This is a genomic window from Stenotrophomonas sp. STEN056, from assembly GCF_056759635.1.
In genome coordinates this window covers 23938-46415 of sequence record NZ_JBRRDL010000032.1, presented here as the reverse complement: position 1 = coordinate 46415, position 22478 = coordinate 23938, and the positions used below count along the sequence as shown (strand labels likewise).

Genomic DNA, 22478 nt, shown 5'->3' with positions numbered 1-22478 from the left:
CGCCCCAACTCCTACACGTGCTTGTGCGCACCGCGGCATAACGGGCTGCCGCACTCCGCTCTCACCTGCAAACCTACTCCGGTGGCAGACACAAGCGGCTTCAGCCGCGAAGCTGGTCGTGCGTGAAGGTTGCAAGCCTTCTGCAATTGCATGTAATTCGGGTCGCTGTCGTATCACGTGCCTCGCGACCAAGGTCGCTCCTACGGATGTGCTTTTGTAGGAGCGGCTTCAGCCGCGAAGCTGGCAGTGCGTGAATGTTGCAAGCATTCTGCAATTGCCTTCAGTTCGGCTTGCCGTTGCATCGCGTGCCTCGCGACCAAGGTCGCTCCTACACGACGCGATCATCGCTCGCGGAATGCCTCGCGGGTCTTGAGGATGGGCTTGAGCAGGTACTCCAACACGGTCTTTTCGCCGGTGCGGATTTCCACCGAGGCCACCATGCCCGGAATGATCGGCAGTTCCTTGTCACCGGCCTGCAGGGCGCTCTTGTCGGTGAGCACCAGCACGCGGTAATACGTGTCGTCGCCGCGTCCGGAAGCGGTCTTCTGCTCGTCCTTCAACGTGTCCGGGCTGATGTGCTCGACCTTGCCGGTCAGGCCGCCGTAGATGGCGTAGTCATACGCAGTGATCTTGACCGTAGCCGGCAGGCCGGGACGCAGGAAGGCGACGTCCTTGGGCCGGATCTTGCCTTCGACCAGCAACTGGTCTTCCAGCGGCACGATCTCAAGAATGTGCTCGCCCGGCTGGATCACGCCGCCGATGGTGTTGACGCGGACGTTCTTCACCGTGCCATGTACCGGCGCGGCGATGGTGGTGCGCTCGACCACGTCGGCACGGCCAACCAGGTTTTCGTTGGTCTGCGCCAGTTCCATCTCCAGCTTCAGCAGCTCGGAGTTGGCATCGGCGCGGTACCGATTCTGCCGTTCGACAACCTGCGATTTGATGTCGTTGGCCTGGCGCCGCATGCGCAGCAGTTCGACATCGGACAACAGGCCCTTGGCCGCAAGCGGTTCGGCCAGGTTGATTTCGCGCATGGCCAGGGAATAGCTGCGCTCCAGCGCGGCCACGCTTTCCACCAGGGCGCGGCGGCGGGCGTTGTAGGCGCGGGTTTCGTTGGCAACTTCATCCGGCGCGGCAAGCACCTGTGCGTCGAATTCCAGCGGTTGCCCATAGGCTTCGGCACGCAGGCGCGCCAGCGTGGCCTTCAGTGAGATGACCTTGCTCAATGCTTCGCGGTAACTGGCGTTGGCGCGGGTGGGATCTATCTTCAACAGCACCTGGCCGGCGTTGACGATATCGCCTTCGCGCACGTTCATCTCGGCCAGGATGCCGCCTTCCAGGCTCTGGATGACCTGTTCGCGGCTCTTGGAGATGATCTTGGCCTCGCCCTGTGTGATTTCCTCCACGCGTGCAAGGGACGCCCAGATCAACCCTGCGGCGAGCACGGCAACCACCATGTACAGAACCAGCCGCGAGCCCGGCGTGGTCTGCGCAAGCAGTGACTCCTGCACATCATTCATGAAGGCGGCATCACTGCTGCTGATGCCTGCAACATTCTTGTTCTGCTTGAACCAGCCCAACATCACGGTGTCTCCTGGACGGCTGCGCGGGTGCGTTGCACGCGCATGCCGTGGGGGCGCAGGGGGCGCGTGGCAGGCATGGCGGCGGTGTCGGAAGGTGTCGCAGGTGTGGCTTGGGCGCCGTCGCCGCTGGCATCTGCATTGGCCGGTGCATTGGCCAGCGCTGCCATCACGTTTGCCTTGGGGCCATCGGCCACGATCTTGCCGCCGTCCACGACGATGATGCGGTCCACCAGGCTGAGTACGGATGGGCGATGGGTAACCACGACCAGGGTCTGGCCTTCCATTGCACGCTTGAGATGATCCAGGAACAACGCCTCGGTTTGCGAATCCATGGCGCTGGTGGGTTCGTCCATCAACAGCAGGTTGGGCCGGCTCAACAATGTGCGCGCCAATGAGATCAGCTGGCGCTGACCACCGGAGACACCTTCGCCCATTTCACCGATGGGCAGGTTGATGCCACGCGGGTGCGCGCCGGCAATGTGGTCCAGGCCGGTGAGCTGCAGCACACGCAGGAACTCTTCGGCGGTTGCTTCGGGTTTGCCGATCATCACGTTCTCGCGCAGCGAGCCATAGAACAACCGTGCTTCCTGCGAGACAAAGCCCACGCTCTTGCGCCAATCGGCCGGGTCGATCTGGTTGACGTCCAGGCCGTCGCTGAACATCTGGCCTTCAACGGGCGCGTACAAGCGCGACATGACGCGCAGCAGGGTGGATTTGCCGCTGCCAATGCGGCCGAGAATGGCGATGCGTTCACCGGCCTGGATGTTCACATTGATGCCGGTCAGTACCGGCGGATTGGGCTGCATCGGTGGCGCAGGGTAGCTGAAGCCGACATTCTTCAAGGTCAGCTGGCCAGTCAGTGCCGGGCTGGGCAGATAGTCGCACTGCGCATCGCGGTCCACCGGCAACTCCATCAGTTTGTTCAACGAGGTGAGCGCGGCCTTGGCCTGCTGGAAGCGCACCGCCAGGCCAATCACCTGTCCCAGCGGAGCAGTGGCGCGACCGGCCAGCATCACCGTGCCGATCAGTGCGCCCATGGTCAGGGTGCCGTCGCTGATCAGGTAGACGCCGGTGATCACCAGCACCACGGTCTGCAGCTGCTGCAGCAGTGTCACGGTGCCGGTGGCGGCACTGGAGAGCTTGCGTGACTTCATGGATGTCGCGGACTGCAGCGCGCTGAAATGCTCCCAGCGGCGCTGCATGTAGGCGTAACCGCCGGTGGCCTTCAGCGTCTCAAGCCCCTCGACAGATTCCACCAGCACACCCTGCTTGAGTGAGGACTCGCGCAGGTTTTCCTGCATTACCCGGGCCAGTGGCCACTGGATGCAGATGGAGATGATCAGGATCAACGGCAGGATCAGCAGCGGAATCCAGCCCAGCGGCCCACCGATGAAGAAGATCACGCCGACGAACAGCAGCACGAACGGCAGGTCGGAGATTGCGGCCAGCGTTGCCGAGGAGGCAAAGTCGCGTACGGATTCAAACTCACGCAGCTGGTTGGCAAAACTGCCCGAGGACGCAGGCTTGTGTTCCATCCGCACCGACAACGCCTGACGGAACAGCATGGCGCCCAGCACCAGATCTGCCTTCTTGCCGGCGACATCCAGCAGATGTGCGCGCACGAAGCGGATCATGGCTTCAAACAACATCGCCACGATCACGCCGATGCCCAGCGACCAGAGCGTCACGAACGCCTGGTTGGGAACCACGCGGTCATACACGTTCATGGTGAAGAAGATGCTGGCCAGCGCAAGCACATTGGCCACGACCGAGGCGATGGCTGCGCTGCGGTAATAGCGACGATAGCGCCACAGTGTGCTGAGCAGCCAATGGCCGGTGGGCGCCGGCAAGGTTTCGCCGGCGCGGTTGTCAACCGTGGCGCGCGGCTTCACCAGGATGGCGTAACCGGCATACATCGCATCCATTTCTTCCTGCGACAGCTCGATCGGCTCGCTGGAAACTTCCGGCAGGATCACCGAGTAATGAAGCTGCCGCTTGTTCTCTGCATCGCGGCGCTCGGTGCGCGCCAGCAGAATGCAACCGCCGCTTTCCTTGCGCAGCAGGACCATGGGCATCACCTGCGCGGGCAGGGCGCGCACGTTGCGCTTGACCAGGCCGCCGGTCATGCCGGCGTTGTTCAACGCAGAGAGTGCCAGTGATGGCGTGAGCAGACCGGCGTGTGGAAGTCCGGCCAGGAGCGCAGCGGTGCTGCGCTGTGTTTCGTAGTGATTGCAGATCCAGGAGACGCTCTGCAGCAGCGTGTCGTCGATGCTGGTTCTGGTGTCGGCAAGCAGCACGGCTTCGTCCGCCTGTGCTGGCGTGGTGGAGGAGGTCATTGCAGGTTCCCGTGAGTGACCGCCCTGATAAGTGCGGCTGGCAATTGCGCAATAGGACGGACTGCAACAGCAGTCTCGGACAGTAGGCCGGAATTCTGCGGCTCAAACCCCGGGTAGGAAATCGGATTTGTCTCAAAATCCCCGTCAGGCGAAAGGCTGCTGGCCTATTTGGCGCTGGAATGAGAAAGGCGGATACGGGCTGCCTGTGCTCGCCATGAAACTGGAACATCAATCCGGGCAAAGGTGCCGGGGATTTCGGACGTGTCCCATGTACTTTGATTGCCGCCACTCTTAGCCTTCGCCATCGCTGATGAAGGGCCGGCGTTTCGGGGCCTGTGATGCGATTGGCATCTACTGAATCACTCGTCGATGGAGCGTTGGTGCATCAAACGATATTGAATGCGCCCGGTTGTTCCCGCCGTCGATCGCGAGAATGCATCAGTGGTGAGAGAACGATTCATTGGCGATGGTGGCGAATCGGTTTATTGAATCGATCGCCAGCAAATTGTTGCTTGTGTGGCTGGAGCTGCGCGGCAATCTGAAATTTCCGCCTCATCGAGAATGAGGCATTCAGAGGTGAATATGCGCAGTTCGTACCCGGACAATCGACGTCGCAAACCCGTGGTGGTGGGGGATCGCTTCCTGCCGATGTCCGCACTTGCATTGGCCTGCATGGGGTTGGTTTGCACGCAGGCACGTGCTGACGATGACATCCTGCAGTTTGAGAAGGTGTCTCCGGAAGCCCCGCGCAGGGTTGCACTCTCTGCAAGCGCGGATGCGGAGGTGGAGCGTGTCGCGGCGCAGCTTATCGATGCCCGACGGTCTTCCTCATTGCAGGTTATCCAGGCGGTGCGTCAGAGCCTGGCGCCACTTGCCGCGCAGCAGCCCGAGATCCCCGCATTGGAATTCGAGAAGATCGAACGTGCGGATACCGTTGTGCCCGGCGTACGTCATGTGCCGGATGTGTCCTCAGCCCGCCCCGGGATGTTGCTGGAATCGCCGGATGCCACTTCGGTCCCCAGTGGGGTGCCCAGGCTGGATCGAACGGTGCCGGCGGCACTGTTGGCTGCATCGAGCTCTTCGACCTCGAGCGAGCGCCAGCTGCGGGAGCTGTTCCTGCATGTCGTGGAAGCGGCAGCAGGGCGCAGTCCGACCGTCGCGCGCGCCCTGGCGGAGCGTTCGGCATCGGAAGCCGATGTTGCTGAAGCCAAGGGGCAGCGATACCCGCAGGTGAACCTGGGCGGCAACAGCTCGGTGGAATTCGGTTCCGGCAGCCGCAACGGCAATGATCCCCGCCTGAGCCTTGATGTGACCACGCCGGTGTTCGACTGGGGCCGCATCAGCAAGACCATCCAGGCGCGCTCGGAGCTGGCCAACGCGGCAGACTGGGCGTTCGAGGCAGAACTGGAAGCCTCCGCCTACGAGGTGACTTCCAGCCTTGTCGAGCTGGGAAAGCAGCGCATCATCGTCGACATCAGCCAGCAGTACGTTGACCGCATGAGCGAGCTGGTGAAGATGCTGGAAGGCATCGTTGCCGTGGATGCCGGCCGCGTGAGTGAGTTGACCCAGGCGCGTGCGCGCCTGCTGCAGGCCGAGGCATCGCGCAGCACCGCCGATACGCGTGCGCGTGATATCGAAATCAACCTGCGAAGGATGGTCGGTGATCGACCGTTGCCTACGCTTCCTTCGGCTTCGTACTGGGACATCCGTTTGCCGGAGCTTTCCTGGTTGCTGGCCGAGGCGGTCAGGCACCCGGTGATCCGTCAGGCGCAGGCACAGGCATCGTCGTCGGACCTGCAGGCCGATGTTGTGCGCTCCGCCGCGCTGCCCCAGGTGAACTGGGTGGTCGGCAAAGTCACCGGCGAAGATGCGAACGGGCGTGAGGCGGCGTGGAGCACGGGGCTGACGTTCTCCTGGGGGGCGTTCCGCGGCGGCTCCTCGCGGGCCTCCGAGCGTGCCGCGCGTCAGCGTGCAGAAGCTGGCTGGAAGGCCGCGGAACAACAGGCGCTGGACCTGGAATACCGCATACGCGCGGCCAATCATGATGCGCGTGCACTGATCGACCGCGCTGAACTCTATCGCGGTCTGACCGTGGAAACCAACAAGGTACGCGAAGCGTTCTACGAACAGTGGTATCACCTGGGACGTCGCACATTGCTGGATGTGCTGAGCTCGGAAAGTGAGCATTACAACAATCAGGTGGGCGAGGTGACCAGTCGGTTCGATGGTTACCAGGCCGTCATGCGGCAGTACGCAAGTGCTGGCACGTTGGTGCGTTGGTTGAGCGCCGGAAAAACCTGAAACTGATTCATAGGGATGAAATTCGCCCGCCCATGAAGATGGGCGGAGTACGGCTGCGTGCGATGTGCCAGTGCAATCGCGCGAATGGCTCATTCCATATGCGAGCAACAGGCATCGCATAGCGGAAGACCGGCGCGATTGAATCAACGCCGCTGCGCAGGGCAATGCAATCGGCTGCGGTGATGTTTCCGCATTCGTGGATGTTGAATTTTGATGTGCTGGAATGGGTGAGCGAATCAATTATCCGCAGGCCAATGCAGGAGCATGGGTGAGGTTGTCGCGGTAGCCATTCCCGGTGTTTTTCCTGAAAAAATACATCCGAGTCTGAATGGGTCCATTCGCAGGATCAGTATTTTCCTAATCCTATGGATATCGACTTACATTTGGGACAAATCCTGTGTACGCAGCGACGCCCGGTCGGAATACTCGCCGCAACGATGGCGGAGGGCCATGCATGACCCTTTCTCCTCTCTTATGCGCCGGTAATTTTTCCGGTACGTCGAACTGACCAAGCGGGTGTTCCTGAAATGACTGTAATCGTATCTGTAGTCGCCGATAAATCCATCGCAACGAGCAAGGAGTTGTTGAAAGGTGGGGCAGGCAAGCCCGCCCGTATCAAGGCGATCAAGCATGGCAAGTACCTGCTTGCGGATGATGAGACTGGCATTTCCCCGGAGAACATCACGGTCAAGCGTGTGGGCAAGAACCTGCACGTTGCGCTTGAAGGCAGCGACCCGGATCAGCCCGAACTGATCATTGAAAATTTCTTCGGCAGCGAAGGGCAATTGGTTGGCCTGGCCGAAGATGGCGCGTATCACGAATACATCGCAGTGGACGGCAACAGCGACAGCAATGCGCCGTTCCTGCTTGAAGGTGTTTCATCGCCGCTGGCGCTGGGCAGTGGCGAGCTGGTTGGCTTTGCCGACGGGTTGGTGGTTGCCGGTGGTGGCATTCTGCCTTGGGCACTGGCTGGGCTGGGCTTGATCGGCGGCGGTGTTGCCATCGACAACCACAACAGCGGTGGCAAGAAGCCGGTGGTGGATCCCACTGCGCCGGAGAACAACGGCATCGGCAAGGTGGTGGACGACAAGGGGCCAATCCAGGGTGATATCGGCAAGGGCGGCATCACCGATGACGACCGCCCGACGCTGGGTGGCAGCGGCCAGAAGCCGGGCGACACCGTCATCGTCATTGATAACGGCAAGGTGATTGGTGAAGTTGTCGTCGACGAAGGTGGTAACTGGACCTTCACGCCCGAGAAGGGGCTGGAGGACGGCGAGCACGCGCTTGAAGTGGTGGTGAAAGACCCGGAAGGCAATACTTCCGATCCGTCCGACGAGTTTGTTGTGATCGTCGATACCAAGGCGCCAGCGCAGCCGCAGATCGAGAGCATTGTGGACGACCACGGCGCGATCACCGGCGTGGTCGCGCAGGATCAGATCACCGACGACAACACCCCGACACTGAGCGGCAAGGCCGAAGCCGGTAGCACGGTCCGCGTGTATGCAAATGGCGAGTTGCTTGGCAGTGTGACTGCCGACGCAAAGGGCGCATGGACCTACACGCCCGCCACGCCACTGGCCGACGGCGACTACAGCTTCACGGTGACCAGTCAGGACAAGGCAGGCAACATCAGCGCGCCGTCGGACGAGTACGCGGTGACGGTGGATACGGCCGCGCCGACCAAGCCGGGCACCCAGGACGCGCAGCTGATGGACGACGAGGGCGCGGTTGTTGGCCCGATCACCAGTGGCAGCGTCACCGATGACAGCACGCCGACCTACGTGGGCAAGGCCGAGCCGAACGCGACCGTCGTCGTTTACGACAACGGCAAGGAGATCGGCCGCACGCAGACCAACGTTGCAGGCGAGTGGACGTTTACGCCATCGACGCCGCTGAATGACGGCGCGCACAGCCTGAACTACCAGGTCATCGACCAGGCCGGCAATGTCGGCGAGAAGTCCGATGTGATCGACTTCACCGTCGATACGCTGGCGCCGACCAAACCGGGCACCCAGGACGCACAGCTGATCGACGATGAGGGCGCGGTTGTTGGCCCGATCACCAGTGGCAGCGTCACCGATGACAGCACGCCGACCTACGTGGGCAAGGCCGAGCCAAATGCGACCGTTGTCATTTACGACAACGGCAAGGAGATCGGCCGCACGCAGACAAATGCTGCAGGCGAGTGGACGTTTACGCCATCGACGCCGCTGAATGACGGCGCGCACAGCCTGAACTACCAGGTCATCGACAAGGCCGGCAATGTCGGCGAGAAGTCCGATGCCATCGACTTCACGGTCGATACGTTTGCGCCCGCCAAAGCGACCATTGACTCGGTTTATGACGATGAAGGTGCAGTTACCGGCAATCTGGTGAGTGGCGCCGAGACCGACGATGCCAAGCCGACCATCAGCGGCACCGCCGAGGCCGGCAGCACGGTGATCATCCGTGACAATGGCCAGGAGCTGGGCCGCACCACGGTCGATGCGCAGGGCAAGTGGACGTTTGAGCCCAAGCTCCCGATGGGATTGGGCAACCACAGCCTGACGGCCGAATCAGTGGACGCTGCAGGCAATGTCGGTGCCAAGTCGGACAACTTTGATCTGACCCTGGTCAACCCGGGCATGCCGCCATCGCCGGCAATTACTGCAGTGATTGATGACGCCGGCTCGATCAAGGGCAACATTCAGAAGAACGGTGTTACCGATGACACGCGTCCGACCATCGAAGGCACTGCCGAGGCAGGCACGACGGTGTCGCTGTATAGCAATGGCACGTTGCTGGGCAAGGTGTCGGTGGGTGCGGGCGGGGCATGGCGCTTCACGCCATCCATTGATCTGGCAGACGGCCAGCACAACATCACCGCCACCGCGACAAACTCAGTCGGCAACGTAAGCCCCGAGACGGGTATTTATCCCATTGAAGTGGATACGCTGGCGCCGGACCTGGGAACTGCGAAGCTGTTTGATAACGCGGGGCAGATTACGGGTGAAATTGTTGATGGTGCGATCACGGACGACACGACACCGACATTGAGTGGCAAGGCAGAGCCGGGGGCGACGATTGTCATCTATGACGATGGCAGCGAGATCGGTCGCGTGATGGCGGATTCTTTTGGCGACTGGAGTTTTACGCCATCCTTTTCGCTTGATGACGGGGACTACGATTTCTCGTATGAGGTCGTGGACAAGGCTGGAAACGTTAGTGATATGTCGGAGGGCATTAGCTTCACCGTCTTCACCGGGACGACAGAAGCGCGCATTCTCTCTATCGTTGACAACGTTGGAGCCAAGATCGGTCCCATAGCATTTGGTGGGGTGATGGATGATCCGATGCCTACGCTGCATGGAATGGCCACCGTCAACGGCACGGTGAAAGTCTTTGAGGGTCGCACATTGTTGGGTGAGGCTCAGGTCGATGGCGAAGGCAATTGGACGTTTAAGCTGGACGTTCCGTTGAGTGAGGGCCCGCACTCGTTGTATGTGACTGTCACCACGCCTGTGATGGGCGAAAGCCAGCCCAGTGCCAGCTACGACTTCACCGTAGACCTGAGCGCCCCCGCCCAGCCCCGCATCACTGAAATCCGTGATGACGTGGGCAGCATCCAGGACGTGATTGCCAAGGGTGCAAGCACCGATGACACCACGCCAACCCTGAAGGGCCAGGCCGAAGCCAACAGCACGGTTCATATCTACGACAACGGCACGCTGCTGGGCAGCGTGCAGGCCGGCAGCAATGGCTTGTGGAACTTCACCCCGACCACGCCGCTGAACAACGGCCCGCACGACTTCACCGTGACCAGCGAAGACAAGGCCGGCAACGTCAGCGTGCCGTCCGATGTCTATGGCGTGGTGGTTGATACCGTGGCACCGAACAAGCCGGTAATCGAGACCGTGTATGACGACCAGGGCGATGTGACCGGCAATTTGAACTCCGGTGACGCCACGGATGACGCCAAGCCGCAGATCAGCGGCAGCGCCGAGCCGGGCAGCACCGTGGTCCTCTACAGCGACGGGGAAAAGATCGGCGAAGCGGTGGTAGGCGACGATGGCAAGTGGACCTTCGAGCCAGGTCAGGCACTGCTCGACGGGAAGCACGACTTGTCCGTGGTGAACGTAGACAGCGCCGGCAACGAAAGTGCACCGTCGGAAGTCTTCACCCTCGTCATCGACACCATGCAGCCGGTGAAGCCGCAGATTACTTCTGTTGTCGATAACGAAGGCGCGAAACAGGGGCAACTGGTCATAGGGGAAGTTACCGACGATCTGCAGCCGGAGGTCTCCGGCAAGGCCGAGGCCAACAGCAGCGTGACCATATGGGACAACGGCCTGAAGATCGGCCAAGTGCAGGCTGATGCAAATGGCGACTGGACCTTTGTACCGGCCGGCCCGCTGCAGCTTGGCGCGCACGCAATCCATGTGACTGCCGTGGACAAGGCCGGCAACGTGAGTGAGCCGTCGGAAGCTTTCGATTTCTCGATCAACCGGGAATTGCCTTCAGCCCCTTCCATCAATGGCGTCATCGACATGGTTGGCGAGTTCGTCGGCAACGTTCAAAGTGGTAGTTCCACGGACGATAGAAAACCAACGATCCACGGCAAGGGGGCACCCGGTGAGACGATCCAGCTGAGCGTGGACGGTGTCGTGGCTGGAACCACCGTTGTGGGCGAGGATGGCTCATGGCGGATCAAGCTGGATGTTGGAATGGCTGATGGCCTGCGAGTGTTTACTGCGGTCTCACTCAGTGCGGCAGGTATCCCCAGCGATGTGAGCAATGAATACTCCGTTCTGCTGGATACGGTGGCTCAGGATGCTCCAACCATCGAATCTGTGTACGACGACGTCGGTGCTTGGACGGGCAATTTGACCGACGGCCAGTACACCGATGACCGCAGGCCGGTATTCAGTGGCAAGGCTGAGCCGGGTTCCATGATTGTTATCTATGACAACGGTGAAGATGTTGGTGACAACGCGCGGGTAGATGCCAATGGCAACTGGACATGGACCCCGGAAAGTAACCTCAAGTTTGGTGAGCACGTATTCGAATTTGAGGCATACGACAAGGCGGGAAATGTCAGTGAAACGACAAAGTGGACACTGATGATTGGCAGTGTCACGCGGGCTGCATCGTCGGTCGATGAATTGGACGATTCACTGTCCATCCAGGAGCTTTTGACGGATGGTGCCAATGAAGTTCTTGTCGGCGGTATGGATGCGCATCCTGTTTTGATTCTTGAGCATAGTTTGAATGCACAGGTCATTGCTGATGAATGGCTTTCCGAGGTGGATCCGTTGAGCACTTCTTCAAATGAAGGAGTGGCGTCTGAAGTGGCTGTCCTGCCGGAAAATCTGCATCAGTTTGATAACCAGATGGTCGGTTGACGAACAGTTGCCGGAGAGTCTCGGTGAGACTCTCCGGTGCTTGGTGCAGACCGCCCCCTGCACGAGATTGGCATGGCGGATTCTGCTGCGGCCAGCGTTGCGGCGAAGAACGTTCAAGCGAAGAACGTTCAAGCATCTTCAAGAGTGACCCCGGTCGTCACTCAGAGAATGAGATGGAAACGGCCGGAACATCGCCGGGGGCATCTACGTTTCCCCGGTCGTTTGGGCATCCCCGACGCATTTGCCGGGTTGCCGTCATGAGGCTGCCTGGCCAGATGAAATGGATTGATCAGTGTGAATCATGGATGCCGAGCGCATGCCTTTAGGTGGCTGCTGCATCGGTATTCCTCTCCTTTGCTGCGTATTGAATGGAAGAGAAGGCAATGAACTCTCAAGTATCGAAAAATGAAGAAAATTCCGTCGCGGTAGACCGCGCGGTTGTGAATGCCGACGCTGGCGTCCTGGCGACTGCAAACAATCCCACTCCGGTTATCGAGAATGTGCTGGACGACAGGGGCGTCTATCAGGGCAACGTTGGGAACGGCGGTGTTACGGATGACAGCCGGCCGCAGATCACCGGCAAGGCTCCGGCAGGTGTAGTGGTACACCTTTACGACGATTCTGAGCTGATGGGGCATGTCTTGGTCGGTGAAGATGGCAGCTGGTCATTTACCCCGCGGCTCTCGTTGGGATATGGACAGCATGAGATTTCCATCATTCATCAGTATCCGGATGGAAACTTCAGCGATGTCTCCGCGCCATATCTGATCTTCGTGGACAGGATTGCGCCGGACACGCCTGTCATCCTGGGCATGGTGGATGACGAAGGTAGCATCACGGGCACTATTGCCGTGGGTGACATCACCGATGACAACCGTCCTGTCGTGGAAGGCACGACAGAAGCAAACGCCACGGTCATCGTCTATGACAAGGACAAGGAGATTGGCCGCGCGGAGGCGAACCACGAAGGTAAGTGGCGCTTTACCCCGGAGCCCCCATTGCCTGAGGGTACGCACGTTCTGAAGTACGTCGCTGTGGATCAGGCCGGGAACCAAAGCTCGGAATCCGTATCCTTCGAGTTTGTGGTGGACACGCGTCCCCAGTTGATCAATATCGACAACGCCCATGACGACGCTGGCGTCCTCACGGGTACCTTGGTTTCGGGTAATTCCACGGATGACGCAACGCCGACTCTGCACGGCACCGCGACAGCCGGCGGCATCGTCAAAATCTATGAAGGTACGGTGCTGCTGGGTGAAGCAACCGCTGGCATGGATGGCCGCTGGTCGTTCACGCCGCTGCAACCGCTGAGTGAAGGCCCGCATGAGCTCCAGGCGACAGTGACGCTGCCTGCCAAGGGCGAAGGCGAGCGTTCGCCCAGCTTCAACCTGGTCATTGACCTGAGTGCGCCGGAAGCCCCGAGCATTGTCGAGGTAATCGACAACGTTGGCGTCCAGCAGGGCCCGTTGGAAAATGGCGCTGTTACCGATGACAGCACACCGACCTTGAAGGGCAGGGCGGAAGCCGGCAGCGTTGTGAATATCTACGACAACGGCAGCCTGCTGACGGGGGTTGTGGCGGACAAGGATGGCAACTGGACTTTCACGCCGGGCGCTCCGTTGACCGAAGGTGATCACCGCTTCACGGTCACTGCCATCGACAACGTTGGCAATACAAGTGCGCCTTCGGAAGCGTTTGTACTGACCACCGACTACACCGCGCCGGATACCAGCAAACTGGCCATCACAGGCCTGGAAGACGACCTGGGTGGGATCCAGGGCAATATCGCCTCCGGTGGCGTCACTGATGACAGCCGCCCGTTGCTTAGTGGCACAGGCACGGCTGGCGATACCGTCATCGTCATGGTCAAGGACGGCCTGGGGCAGCGCGAACTTGGCCGCGCCACGGTGGATGTGGACGGCAAGTGGACGCTGCAGGTAGATGCGCCGCTGACCGCGGGCGCCAACGAATTCACGGCCATCGAGAGGGATCCTGCGGGCAATGAGACGGCGCCGAGCGAGCCGTACAAGGTCACCGTTGATACCGGCCGTCCGGAAGTGCCGGTCATCGAGAACGTGCAGGACAACGTAGGCACGGTGCACATGCTGCAGAAGGGCGAAGTAACGGACGACGCCCGGCCGACCATCATCGGTACCGCACAGGCGGGCAATACCATCAAAATCTACGATGGGGGAAACCTGCTGGGCGAAACCTTGGCCGATCTCAATGGCAAGTGGGAGTACACTCCAACGGCTGATCTGGCGGACGGCACACACAACATTACTGCCACTGCGACAAGCGCGGTTGGGCAGACCAGTGATGCAACCGGCATCTGGAACTTCGAGATTGACGCCACCGCCCCAGGCCAGGCCAGCAATCTGCTCGTCAGTGATGACGTGGGCGACAAACAGGGCGCGCTGGTAAACGGCGATGTCACTGATGACAGCACGCCCACATTCACCGGCAAGGCCGAGCCGGGTGCAACCGTGAATGTGTACGACGGCGACACGCTGCTGGGCAGTGCGGATGTGGCGGCAGACGGCAGTTGGACGTTCACTCCGAATGTTCCGTTGGCCGACGGAAAGCATGATTTCACCACGGAAGTGGTGGATCCGGCAGGCAACAGCAGCGGCAAGGGCCCGGTACTGAGCGTGACCGTTGACACGACGGATGTGACCGTATCGATCAACACGTTGGTGGATGACCAGGGTGCGATCACTGGTGCGATCAGTGCCAATGGCGTGACCGATGACACCCGTCCCGAGATTCAGGGCCTGGGTAAGGCGGGCAGCATCATCAAGGTATATGACGGCGCAACGCTGCTGGGCCAGACGGAGGTCAAGGCCAGCGGTATGTGGAGCTTTACGCCGGCTGTGGATTTGGCCCAGGGCCAGCATGCCATCACGGCTACGGCCACGGACAAGGCGGGCAACGTCAGCAAGGCGACACCGCCGTTCAATTTCACTGTCGACACGGCGCCGCCGTCAGCACCGAGCATCGACCTGGCCAAGGATGACGTGGGTGCAGTGCAGGAGAATCTGGCCAACGGTTCGGTGACGGATGATCCGTCGCCGACGCTGATGGGCAAGGCCGAGGCAGGTAGCGTCGTGACGGTTTACGACAATGGCGCAACGCTGGGCACGGCTGTAGCTGACGAATTGGGCAATTGGAGCCTCACGCCGACCACGCCGCTCAACGAGGGCGTGCATACGTTCACCGCTAGTGCCACTGACAAGGCGGGCAACACGGGCGCGCTTTCCGGCGAATTCGTGTTGACCACCGACTACACCGCGCCGGATACCAGCAAGCTGGCCATCACAGGGGTGGAAGACGATGTGGGCGGCGTCCAGGGCAATGTGGCCTCGGGCAGCACCACCGACGATGATTGCCCGTTGCTGAGTGGCACCGGCACGGTGGGTGACACCATTTTCGTGATGGTCAAGGATGGCGCAGGCGAACGTGAGCTGGGTCAGGCAACCGTGGATGCAAGCGGTAACTGGACGCTGCAGGTGACCGTGCCGCTGGCCGCCGGTTCCAATGTGTTCACGGCCATCGAGATGGATCCGGCAGGCAACAAGACCGCACCGAGCGCTCCACACACGATCATCATCGACACCAGCACACCGCAGGTGCCGGTCATCGTGAGCGTGTGGGACGACGTAGGCATTCCGCATGACATGCAGAAGGGCGAAGTCACCAACGACGAAATGCCAACCATCAGTGGCACGGCGCAGGCCAACCACGTCATCAAGATCTACGATGGCGCGACCCTGCTGGGCGAAGCCCTGGCGGGTGCCGACGGCAAGTGGGAGTTCACTCCGGGCGCGGCGCTGAGCGAAGGCCCGCATGACATCACCGCAACAGCTACCAACCCGGTGGGCCAGACCAGTGCTGCGACCGAAGTCTGGAACTTCGTGGTTGATATCACGGCACCCGATCAGGTCACCAATCTGGTGGTCAACGACAACGTGGGCGACAAACAGGCCGCGTTGGTTGACGGTGATACCACTGACGACAACACGCCTGAGTTCACAGGCAAGGCCGAGCCCGGCACCACCGTGGTCATCTACGACGGTGAGACGGTACTGGGTGGCGCGCTGGTGGACAGCAATGGCAACTGGAGCTTCACGCCGAATGTGCCACTGGCGGATGGCAAACACGCATTCACTACCGACGTGGTGGACGTGGCCGGCAACAGCGCCGGCAAGGGGCCGGTTCTGAACATCACTGTGGACACTTCGCCCGTGGTGTTGTCGATCGATACATTGCTGGATGACCAGGGTGCCATCACCGGCGCGATCGCTTCCAATGGTATTACCGACGACACCCGTCCCGAGATTCAGGGCACGGGCAAGGTAGGCAGCACCGTCAAGGTGTATGACGGCGCCACCCTGTTGGGCCAGACCACAATCCAGGCCAATGGTACGTGGAGCTTCACCCCCACTGCCGACCTGGGGCAGGGCGCGCATGCAATCTCAGCCACGGCGACGGACACCGCCGGCAATGTGAGCGCAGCAACTCCATCGTTCAACTTCATCATCGACACCGTGCCGGCCACCCCGCCCTCCATCAAGGGCGTCATCGACATGGTTGGCCAGTTCATCGGTAATGTTCAGAGCGGAAACTTCACTGACGACCGTAAGCCGACCATTAACGGAAAGGGCATTCCCGGTGAGAAGATCCTGCTGAGCGTCGATGGCGTCGTGGCTGGAAGCACTGTTGTCGACGACCTTGGCTCATGGCGGATCAAGTTGGATGTCGGCATGAAGGATGGTCTGCGTGTCTTTACTGCCGTCGCGGTCAGCGCAGCAGGTGTTCCGAGCGCTGCGAGCAATGAGTACTCGGTTCAGCTGGATACGGTTACTCAGGATGCACCGACCATCGAGTCTGTGTATGACGACGTTGGCGAGTGGACAGGCAACTTGAGCGATGGACAGTACACGGATGACCGCAGGCCAGTCTTCAGTGGCAAGGCCGAACCCGGTTCCATAGTGGTCATCTATGACAACGGTGATGACGTTGGCGACAATGCTCGAGTGGATGCCAATGGCAACTGGACCTGGACCCCTGAAAGCAACCTCAAGTTTGGTGAGCATGTATTCGAATTTGAGGCATACGACAAGGCGGGCAACGTCAGTGACTCGGCGAAATGGACCTTGATGATCGGCAATGTCACCCGCGCAGCAGAACAGGACGTTGACGATGTGCAGGCTGCTCCGGCTGACGCCATGCTGACGTTGAACCTTTCGCAGGTGCTGAACGACGGCGGAGTGAATCTGTTCCATGACAGTGGCCGGACGCAGATGATGGTCAAGGGCGGCGCTGGCGACAGCATCAACCTGGATGATCTGCTGGACGATGGCGTCACCGACCTGGGCGACTGGGCGACGTCCGGCAGCCAGACCGTCGATGGTGTGGCGTACACCATCTACCAGCACTCCGGCATGGAGGCTGAACTGCTGGTGCAGGAAGCGGTGAAGGTCAACCTGATCTGAAGCAAGTAAAAAACGGCGGCTGGCAGTGATGCCAGTCGCCGTTTTTTTATGCGTCGAATCGCTGCTTCACTGGCGGTCCATGCATCTACACCCGCCAAGAGGTCGGGAACCGAATCTCAGCCAGCGAGCACCTTCTGCGCAGGCACGCCCCGCAATTGGCCAGCGTTGGAACCTGGAATCTTCAACGTGCTTTCGGATCAATACTTGTTCCGTGCGGAAGCAGGCAGCACCGTGGAGGCGTTGAAGATCAACGCCTGGTTCTTGAATATGTTCCGAGCTCATGCCAGCGCCTTGCTCGGAAGGGCGCATGAAGAAGGCCGAAGACACGGTTGAGTCTGAACGAATGTCAGTCAAGCATTGTCTCTAGGACGTGCCTGATTATCTCGCGGCTTTGTTTGAGTGAATCCCTATTTTTCCCCTGAATGATCGTGGTGATACTCCCCTGTGACGATGGGGCAGCTGCGTTTAGTGGCAGCCTCATTATTTTCATTCCGGAAGAGAAAATTCCGGATGGCTGAAACTGACCAGATGGGTATTGATGAAGATGAACTCAAGCGTGTCCGTAGAGAACAACACACCGCGTAACGCCATTCCAGCCACCGTCCATCCGCTGCCTGCCATTGGAGCGGTGCTGGATGACAAGGGCGCCAAGCAGGGCGTCGTCGCCGAAGGCGGCTATACCGACGACAGCCGGCCATTGATCACCGGCGTGGCGGCGCCCGGCGTAGTGGTACATCTCTACGACGACTCGGGGCTGATGGGCCGGGTGACGGCCGGTGCCGATGGCGAGTGGTCCTTTACTCCACGGATGTCGCTGGCGGATGGTCGCCATGAAATCTCGACCATTTATCAATACCCGAATGGGGACTTCAGTGACGTCTCCGCGCCGTATGTGATCTTCGTGGACAAGATTGCCCCGGACATGCCGGTCATTCTGGGAATGACAGATGATGAAGGCCGCATCACAGGTTTGGTTACCAGTGAAGGGATCACCGACGACAACCGCCCCACGGTGGAAGGCACCGCCGAGGCGAACGCCACGGTCATTGTCTATGACAAGGGCAGGGAAATCGGCCGCGCGCAGGCCGATGCCGATGGCAAGTGGCGTTTTACTCCGGAGCCGCCGTTGGCCGACGGCACGCACATCCTGAAGTATGTGGCAGTGGACCAGGCCGGCAACCAGAGCGATGAGACCGGCTCCTTCGAGTTCGTCGTCGATACACGGCCGGAATTGGTTCAAATCTATTTTGCCGACGACAATGCCGGCAGCGTGACCGGGTTGCTGGTCTCCGACAGCATCACCGACGATTCCACGCCGACCCTTGAGGGTACTGCTACTGCCGGCGGCATCGTCAAAATCTATGAAGGTGACGTGCTGCTGGGGCAGACCGCGGTTGGCTTCGATGGTCGCTGGTCGTTCACGCCGGCAACGCCGCTGAGCGAAGGCGCGCATTCACTGCAGGCAACGGTGTCGTTGCCGGCCAAGGGGGAAAGCGAGCGTTCGCCGAATTTCAACCTGGTGGTGGATTCTGCAGCGCCGGATGCACCAAGCATCGTATCGGTGCTCGATGATGCCGGCCCACATCAGGGCAGCCTGGCAAGTGGTGCCACGACTGACGACAGCACGCCGACGCTGAACGGCAAGGCTGAGGCGGGCAGCACAGTGCGCATCTTCGACCACGGCACTCTGCTGGGCAGCACTGTGGCCGACACCAATGGCAATTGGAGCTTCACCCCTGTTGCATCGTTGCAGGACGGTGAGCATGTCTTTACTGCAGTGGCGGTGGACGCAGTGGGCAACGCCAGTGGCAGTTCGGCTTCACACGCCGTGATTGTGGATACCACGGCACCTGAGAAGCCAACCATTGTCAGCGTCCTGGATGATGCCGGCGCGGTGACGGGTGAGGTGGTGAATGGAGGCTCCACCGATGACCGGCAGCCACTTGTCAGTGGCCAGGCGGAAGCTGGAAGTACCGTGATAATCCGCGACAAGGGCGTTGAGATCGGCCGCGTTGTATCGGATGCCAATGGCAAATGGAGCTTTGAGCCGGCTGCTCCGCTGAACAAGGGCGGCCATGAGCTTTCCGTGGAGGCAATGGACGTTGCGGGCAACACCAGTGCTCCTTCAGACAGGTTTGACTTCAGTGTCGTCAGCAACGGCGATGACTATGCCGAGCCCTTGGAGACCACTGGTCGCAACATCAGTCTGTCGGTGGTCCTGGACAACTCGGGTTCGATGAATGGATCTTTTCTGGCTGCTGCGCGGGAAGCGTTGAGAACAACGGTGTCGAGCTATCTGAATTTTGGTTCTACGGTCACTGTCAATGTGATAACCGGCGTCAGTGATAGAACATTCACCATCACAGGCAAGGAAGATCCTGCCTACGCGGCCTTTGTGACGTCAGTGAATAGCAGTATTGGGCTGGACTATACGCACTACTCCGTGATCAGTCGGGTTGAAGCTGCAATCAAGGCGGAGTACGCCGATAAAAATTTTGATCCGAACACGCTCAAGCAGGTGTTCTTCTTTGGCGATGGTCTCAATCCGTTGTCGGCGACCGGGATCGCAAGTTGGCAGAACATGATCTCGGATCTGTCCGAGAAATCGCCGATCAGTTCCACTTTCGTGCTGATACCTGCTGAGCCCAAGAACAATGGATATCCGGCCTATCAGGGCCCGGTTGAGGCGATTGTGAACCAGCCTCTGTTGGTTGCTCCGGGCCCGGCAGAGATTGAAGAAGTCGTGGCCTCACTGCTTGTCGCAGGTACGGTGTCTGGCAACTTGCTGGACAACGATGAGGATGTGGTGCGTGATGGGAGCGAGCGCCTGACTCAGGTTTCGTTTGAAGGGCAGGTTTTCAGCGTCGACGCCAGCGGCACCCTGGTGGTCGAAAACTCTGATGGCAAGACAGCTGCACGTTACGACGCGACCACCGGGCGATTGAGCATCGATACCGTTTCCGGAAGGCTGATTGTCTATCTGACGGGCGGTGGCGGGCATGAAGCCGGTGACTACACCTATCAGTCAAAAATGCGCCTGGAGGCTGGACTGGAGCGGGTCATCACGGATGTATTTGGCTATGTCGCTACCAGTAACGCAGGGGGGACCCAGGCCTCGAACCTGTATGTCGAAATCAAACAAAAGGAAGGCACGGTAACCCTTGCTGCCATGGGCAAGGACAGTGGTGCCATGGGGGATTATTCGACAGCGGATGGTTCAGCCGGTCGGGAGGTCAGCGGCACCTTGGATTACCCGTTGGCAGAGGGGCTGAAGGTCGAGGTGTCGACCGATGGCGGAAAGACATGGCACGAGGCCGTGACCAAAGGAAAGAACTGGATGTACCTGGACATGACTTCACATGCCAGCAGCTGGGAGATCCAGGCCCGTATCAGTGACGGCACCACGCACGGCAAGCTGTTGCAGTCGCAGCAGGTAACGCTGGTGGAAGGCGCTGGAGCTCCGACCATCACCCGGATTCCTGATGCCGAGGGCATCTACACCACCGCCAAGGCGCGCGATGGATCGCAGGTGTTGCTGTCATTGGGTGGTACAGGTGCCAAGGCGGGCGATACGGTGCACATCCAATGGGGCATAACCACCTACGAGCAGGTATTGACGCAGGTGGATATCAACTCCGGCCTGGCTACCATCAATGTGCCCGCGACGGCCACGTACTCAACCCAGGGGGCGTCCAAGGATTTCTCGGTAACTGCGCAGATCATCACAACCGATGGTGCCATCGGCGCGGTGTCGGCCCCGTACGCGGTGGTCGGCACGCCAGTTAAGGCGAACGTGTCCGATACGCTGCAGAAGGTGGTGGTGGATGGGGAATATGTGGGATCCGGTTTCAAGGTAAGCAGTACGGGTAGCCTCAGCAAGACGGGACAGACTCCGACTGCATTGGCAGGCCTGACCCTGAGCGGGGACGTACATGCTGAAACCACGTTTGCACTGGATAAACCGGCGAGCTACTTCACGCTTCGCCTGACGGGCATCGACAACACCGTGGGGACGCAGATCCAGGTGTTTGATGTGAAGGGCAACCTGATCCATTCGGAGAACTTCATCGGCGGAACCGATGCACGCCACACGAAGGTCTTCTCGTTCGCCTCCACGGAGTTGGTGGACATTGGTTCGTTCAAGGTGGTGACCTTGGGCTCCAGCGTGACATTGGATGCCTTCACCCAGACTGTAGTCACCCATTCGGCAGAACTCCGCGATCCGAATCTGATCGACTCCGCATTGGAGACCTTTGCGGGAACCGAAGGCAATGATGTGGTATCGCTGTCCATCTCATCGGCGACCTACTTCAAGCAGGATTCCGCGGGCATTCACGGTGGTGCCGGTATCGATACGCTCGCACTGGCTGGCGCCAATCACCAGCTCAATCTTTCAAGCGCGGGGAGCAAGGTGAGTTCAATGGAGATCATCGACCTCACCGGCACCGGCAACAATACGCTGACATTGGGTTTGTCGCAGGTATTGGAAAATGGTGCGGTCAACGCATTCCACACGGGAGACAAGAGTCGCGTGCAGATGCTCGTCAATGGCGATGCAGGTGACAAGGTTGTCCTCAGTGATCTGCTGGCCAACGGCAATGATTTTGGCGATTGGGTGAAGGCGTCGGCTGTGATTGTCAACGGCCAGGCGTACGACTCGTACCAACACTCGTCGCTGGGCGCGGAGCTGTTGGTGCGGATTGGCGTGACAGTGACGGTTACCAACTCTGCAACGGTGGGGGTGGAGAGTGCTTCCGGCACGGATCAGGTCAAGAGTAGTGGGCTTCCCGTCGAAGATGCGATGCTGACATTGAACCTCTCGCAGGTAATGAACGACGGCGGCGTGAATCTGTTCCATGACAGTGGCCGGACCCAGATGATGGTCAAGGGAGGCGCTGGTGACAGCATCAACCTGGATGATCTGCTGGACGATGGCGTCACCGATCTGGGCGACTGGGCAGCATCGGGCAGCCATACCGTCGACGGTGTGGCGTACACCGTTTACCAGCACTCCGGCATGGAGGCTGAACTGCTGGTGCAGGAAGCCGTTAAGGTCAATTTGATCTGACATGGATGAAAACAGGCGGCTGGCAGTGATGCCAGTCGCCTTTTTTTATGCGTCGAATCGATGGTTCACAGGTACTGGGTGCAGTGCGGATATCGGTGGACCCATCCACAAGCTCGGGAGAGCGTGTGGGCCGGATGAAGTCAATCTGTAGATGGAACGTGCCGATCACCCTGGATGTGAGCGAGTCGCAATTCAATCAAAGAACGTGTGCTCTGCGCGTACGGAAGGTGCCTGCGAGTGCTTTTGAACAAGCGAATATTGATGGGCGTCAATCAGATATTTCTTCAATAAGCGCCGGTTTATCTGCTTCT

The 22478-nt window shown here is 59.9% G+C and carries 6 protein-coding genes; 4 read left to right on the top strand and 2 right to left on the bottom strand.

The genetic code is table 11. The features are described from left to right. Window positions 1-341: 341 nt before the first annotated feature. Entirely contained in the window at window positions 342-1583 is a 1242-nt protein-coding gene (locus ACVOLO_RS14850; protein WP_481571088.1) for an HlyD family type I secretion periplasmic adaptor subunit, read from the bottom strand. Further along, entirely contained in the window at window positions 1583-3919 is a 2337-nt protein-coding gene (locus tag ACVOLO_RS14845) for a type I secretion system permease/ATPase (RefSeq protein WP_481571087.1), read from the bottom strand. Before ACVOLO_RS14845 ends, ACVOLO_RS14850 begins: the two co-directional genes overlap by 1 nt. A 582-nt stretch (window positions 3920-4501) precedes the next feature. Between ACVOLO_RS14845 and ACVOLO_RS14840 the strand changes: the two genes are divergently transcribed. The 4 genes from ACVOLO_RS14840 (at window position 4502) to ACVOLO_RS14825 (ending at window position 22167) form a co-directional block, all read left to right on the top strand. Beyond that, a complete protein-coding gene (locus ACVOLO_RS14840; protein ID WP_481571090.1) occupies window positions 4502-6220 on the top strand; it encodes a TolC family protein in 1719 nt (572 codons plus the stop codon). A 527-nt stretch (window positions 6221-6747) separates the two neighbouring features. Beyond that, the gene (locus tag ACVOLO_RS14835; protein ID WP_481571086.1) at window positions 6748-11604 is read left to right on the top strand and encodes an Ig-like domain-containing protein; all 4857 of its coding nucleotides are present in this window, start codon (window positions 6748-6750) and stop codon (window positions 11602-11604) included. Between the two features lie 383 nt (window positions 11605-11987). Beyond that, window positions 11988-17099 (top strand): Ig-like domain-containing protein, encoded by a 5112-nt coding sequence (locus ACVOLO_RS14830; protein WP_481571085.1) that lies wholly within the window; start codon window positions 11988-11990, stop codon window positions 17097-17099. Window positions 17100-17637: 538 nt separating this feature from the next. Then, on the top strand, window positions 17638-22167 hold the full coding sequence (locus ACVOLO_RS14825) for an Ig-like domain-containing protein (RefSeq protein ID WP_481571084.1): 4530 nt from the start codon (window positions 17638-17640) through the stop codon (window positions 22165-22167). Window positions 22168-22478 lie beyond the last annotated feature (311 nt).

Excerpts from the sequence above, each read along its gene's own strand:
- ACVOLO_RS14850 (WP_481571088.1), bottom strand. The coding sequence starts at position 1,583 with ATGTTGGGCTGGTTCAAGCAGAACAAGAATGTTGCAGGCATCAGCAGC.
- ACVOLO_RS14845 (WP_481571087.1), bottom strand. The coding sequence starts at position 3,919 with ATGACCTCCTCCACCACGCCAGCACAGGCGGACGAAGCCGTGCTGCTT.
- ACVOLO_RS14840 (WP_481571090.1), top strand. The coding sequence starts at position 4,502 with ATGCGCAGTTCGTACCCGGACAATCGACGTCGCAAACCCGTGGTGGTG.
- ACVOLO_RS14835 (WP_481571086.1), top strand. The coding sequence starts at position 6,748 with ATGACTGTAATCGTATCTGTAGTCGCCGATAAATCCATCGCAACGAGC.
- ACVOLO_RS14830 (WP_481571085.1), top strand. The coding sequence starts at position 11,988 with ATGAACTCTCAAGTATCGAAAAATGAAGAAAATTCCGTCGCGGTAGAC.
- ACVOLO_RS14825 (WP_481571084.1), top strand. The coding sequence starts at position 17,638 with ATGAAGATGAACTCAAGCGTGTCCGTAGAGAACAACACACCGCGTAAC.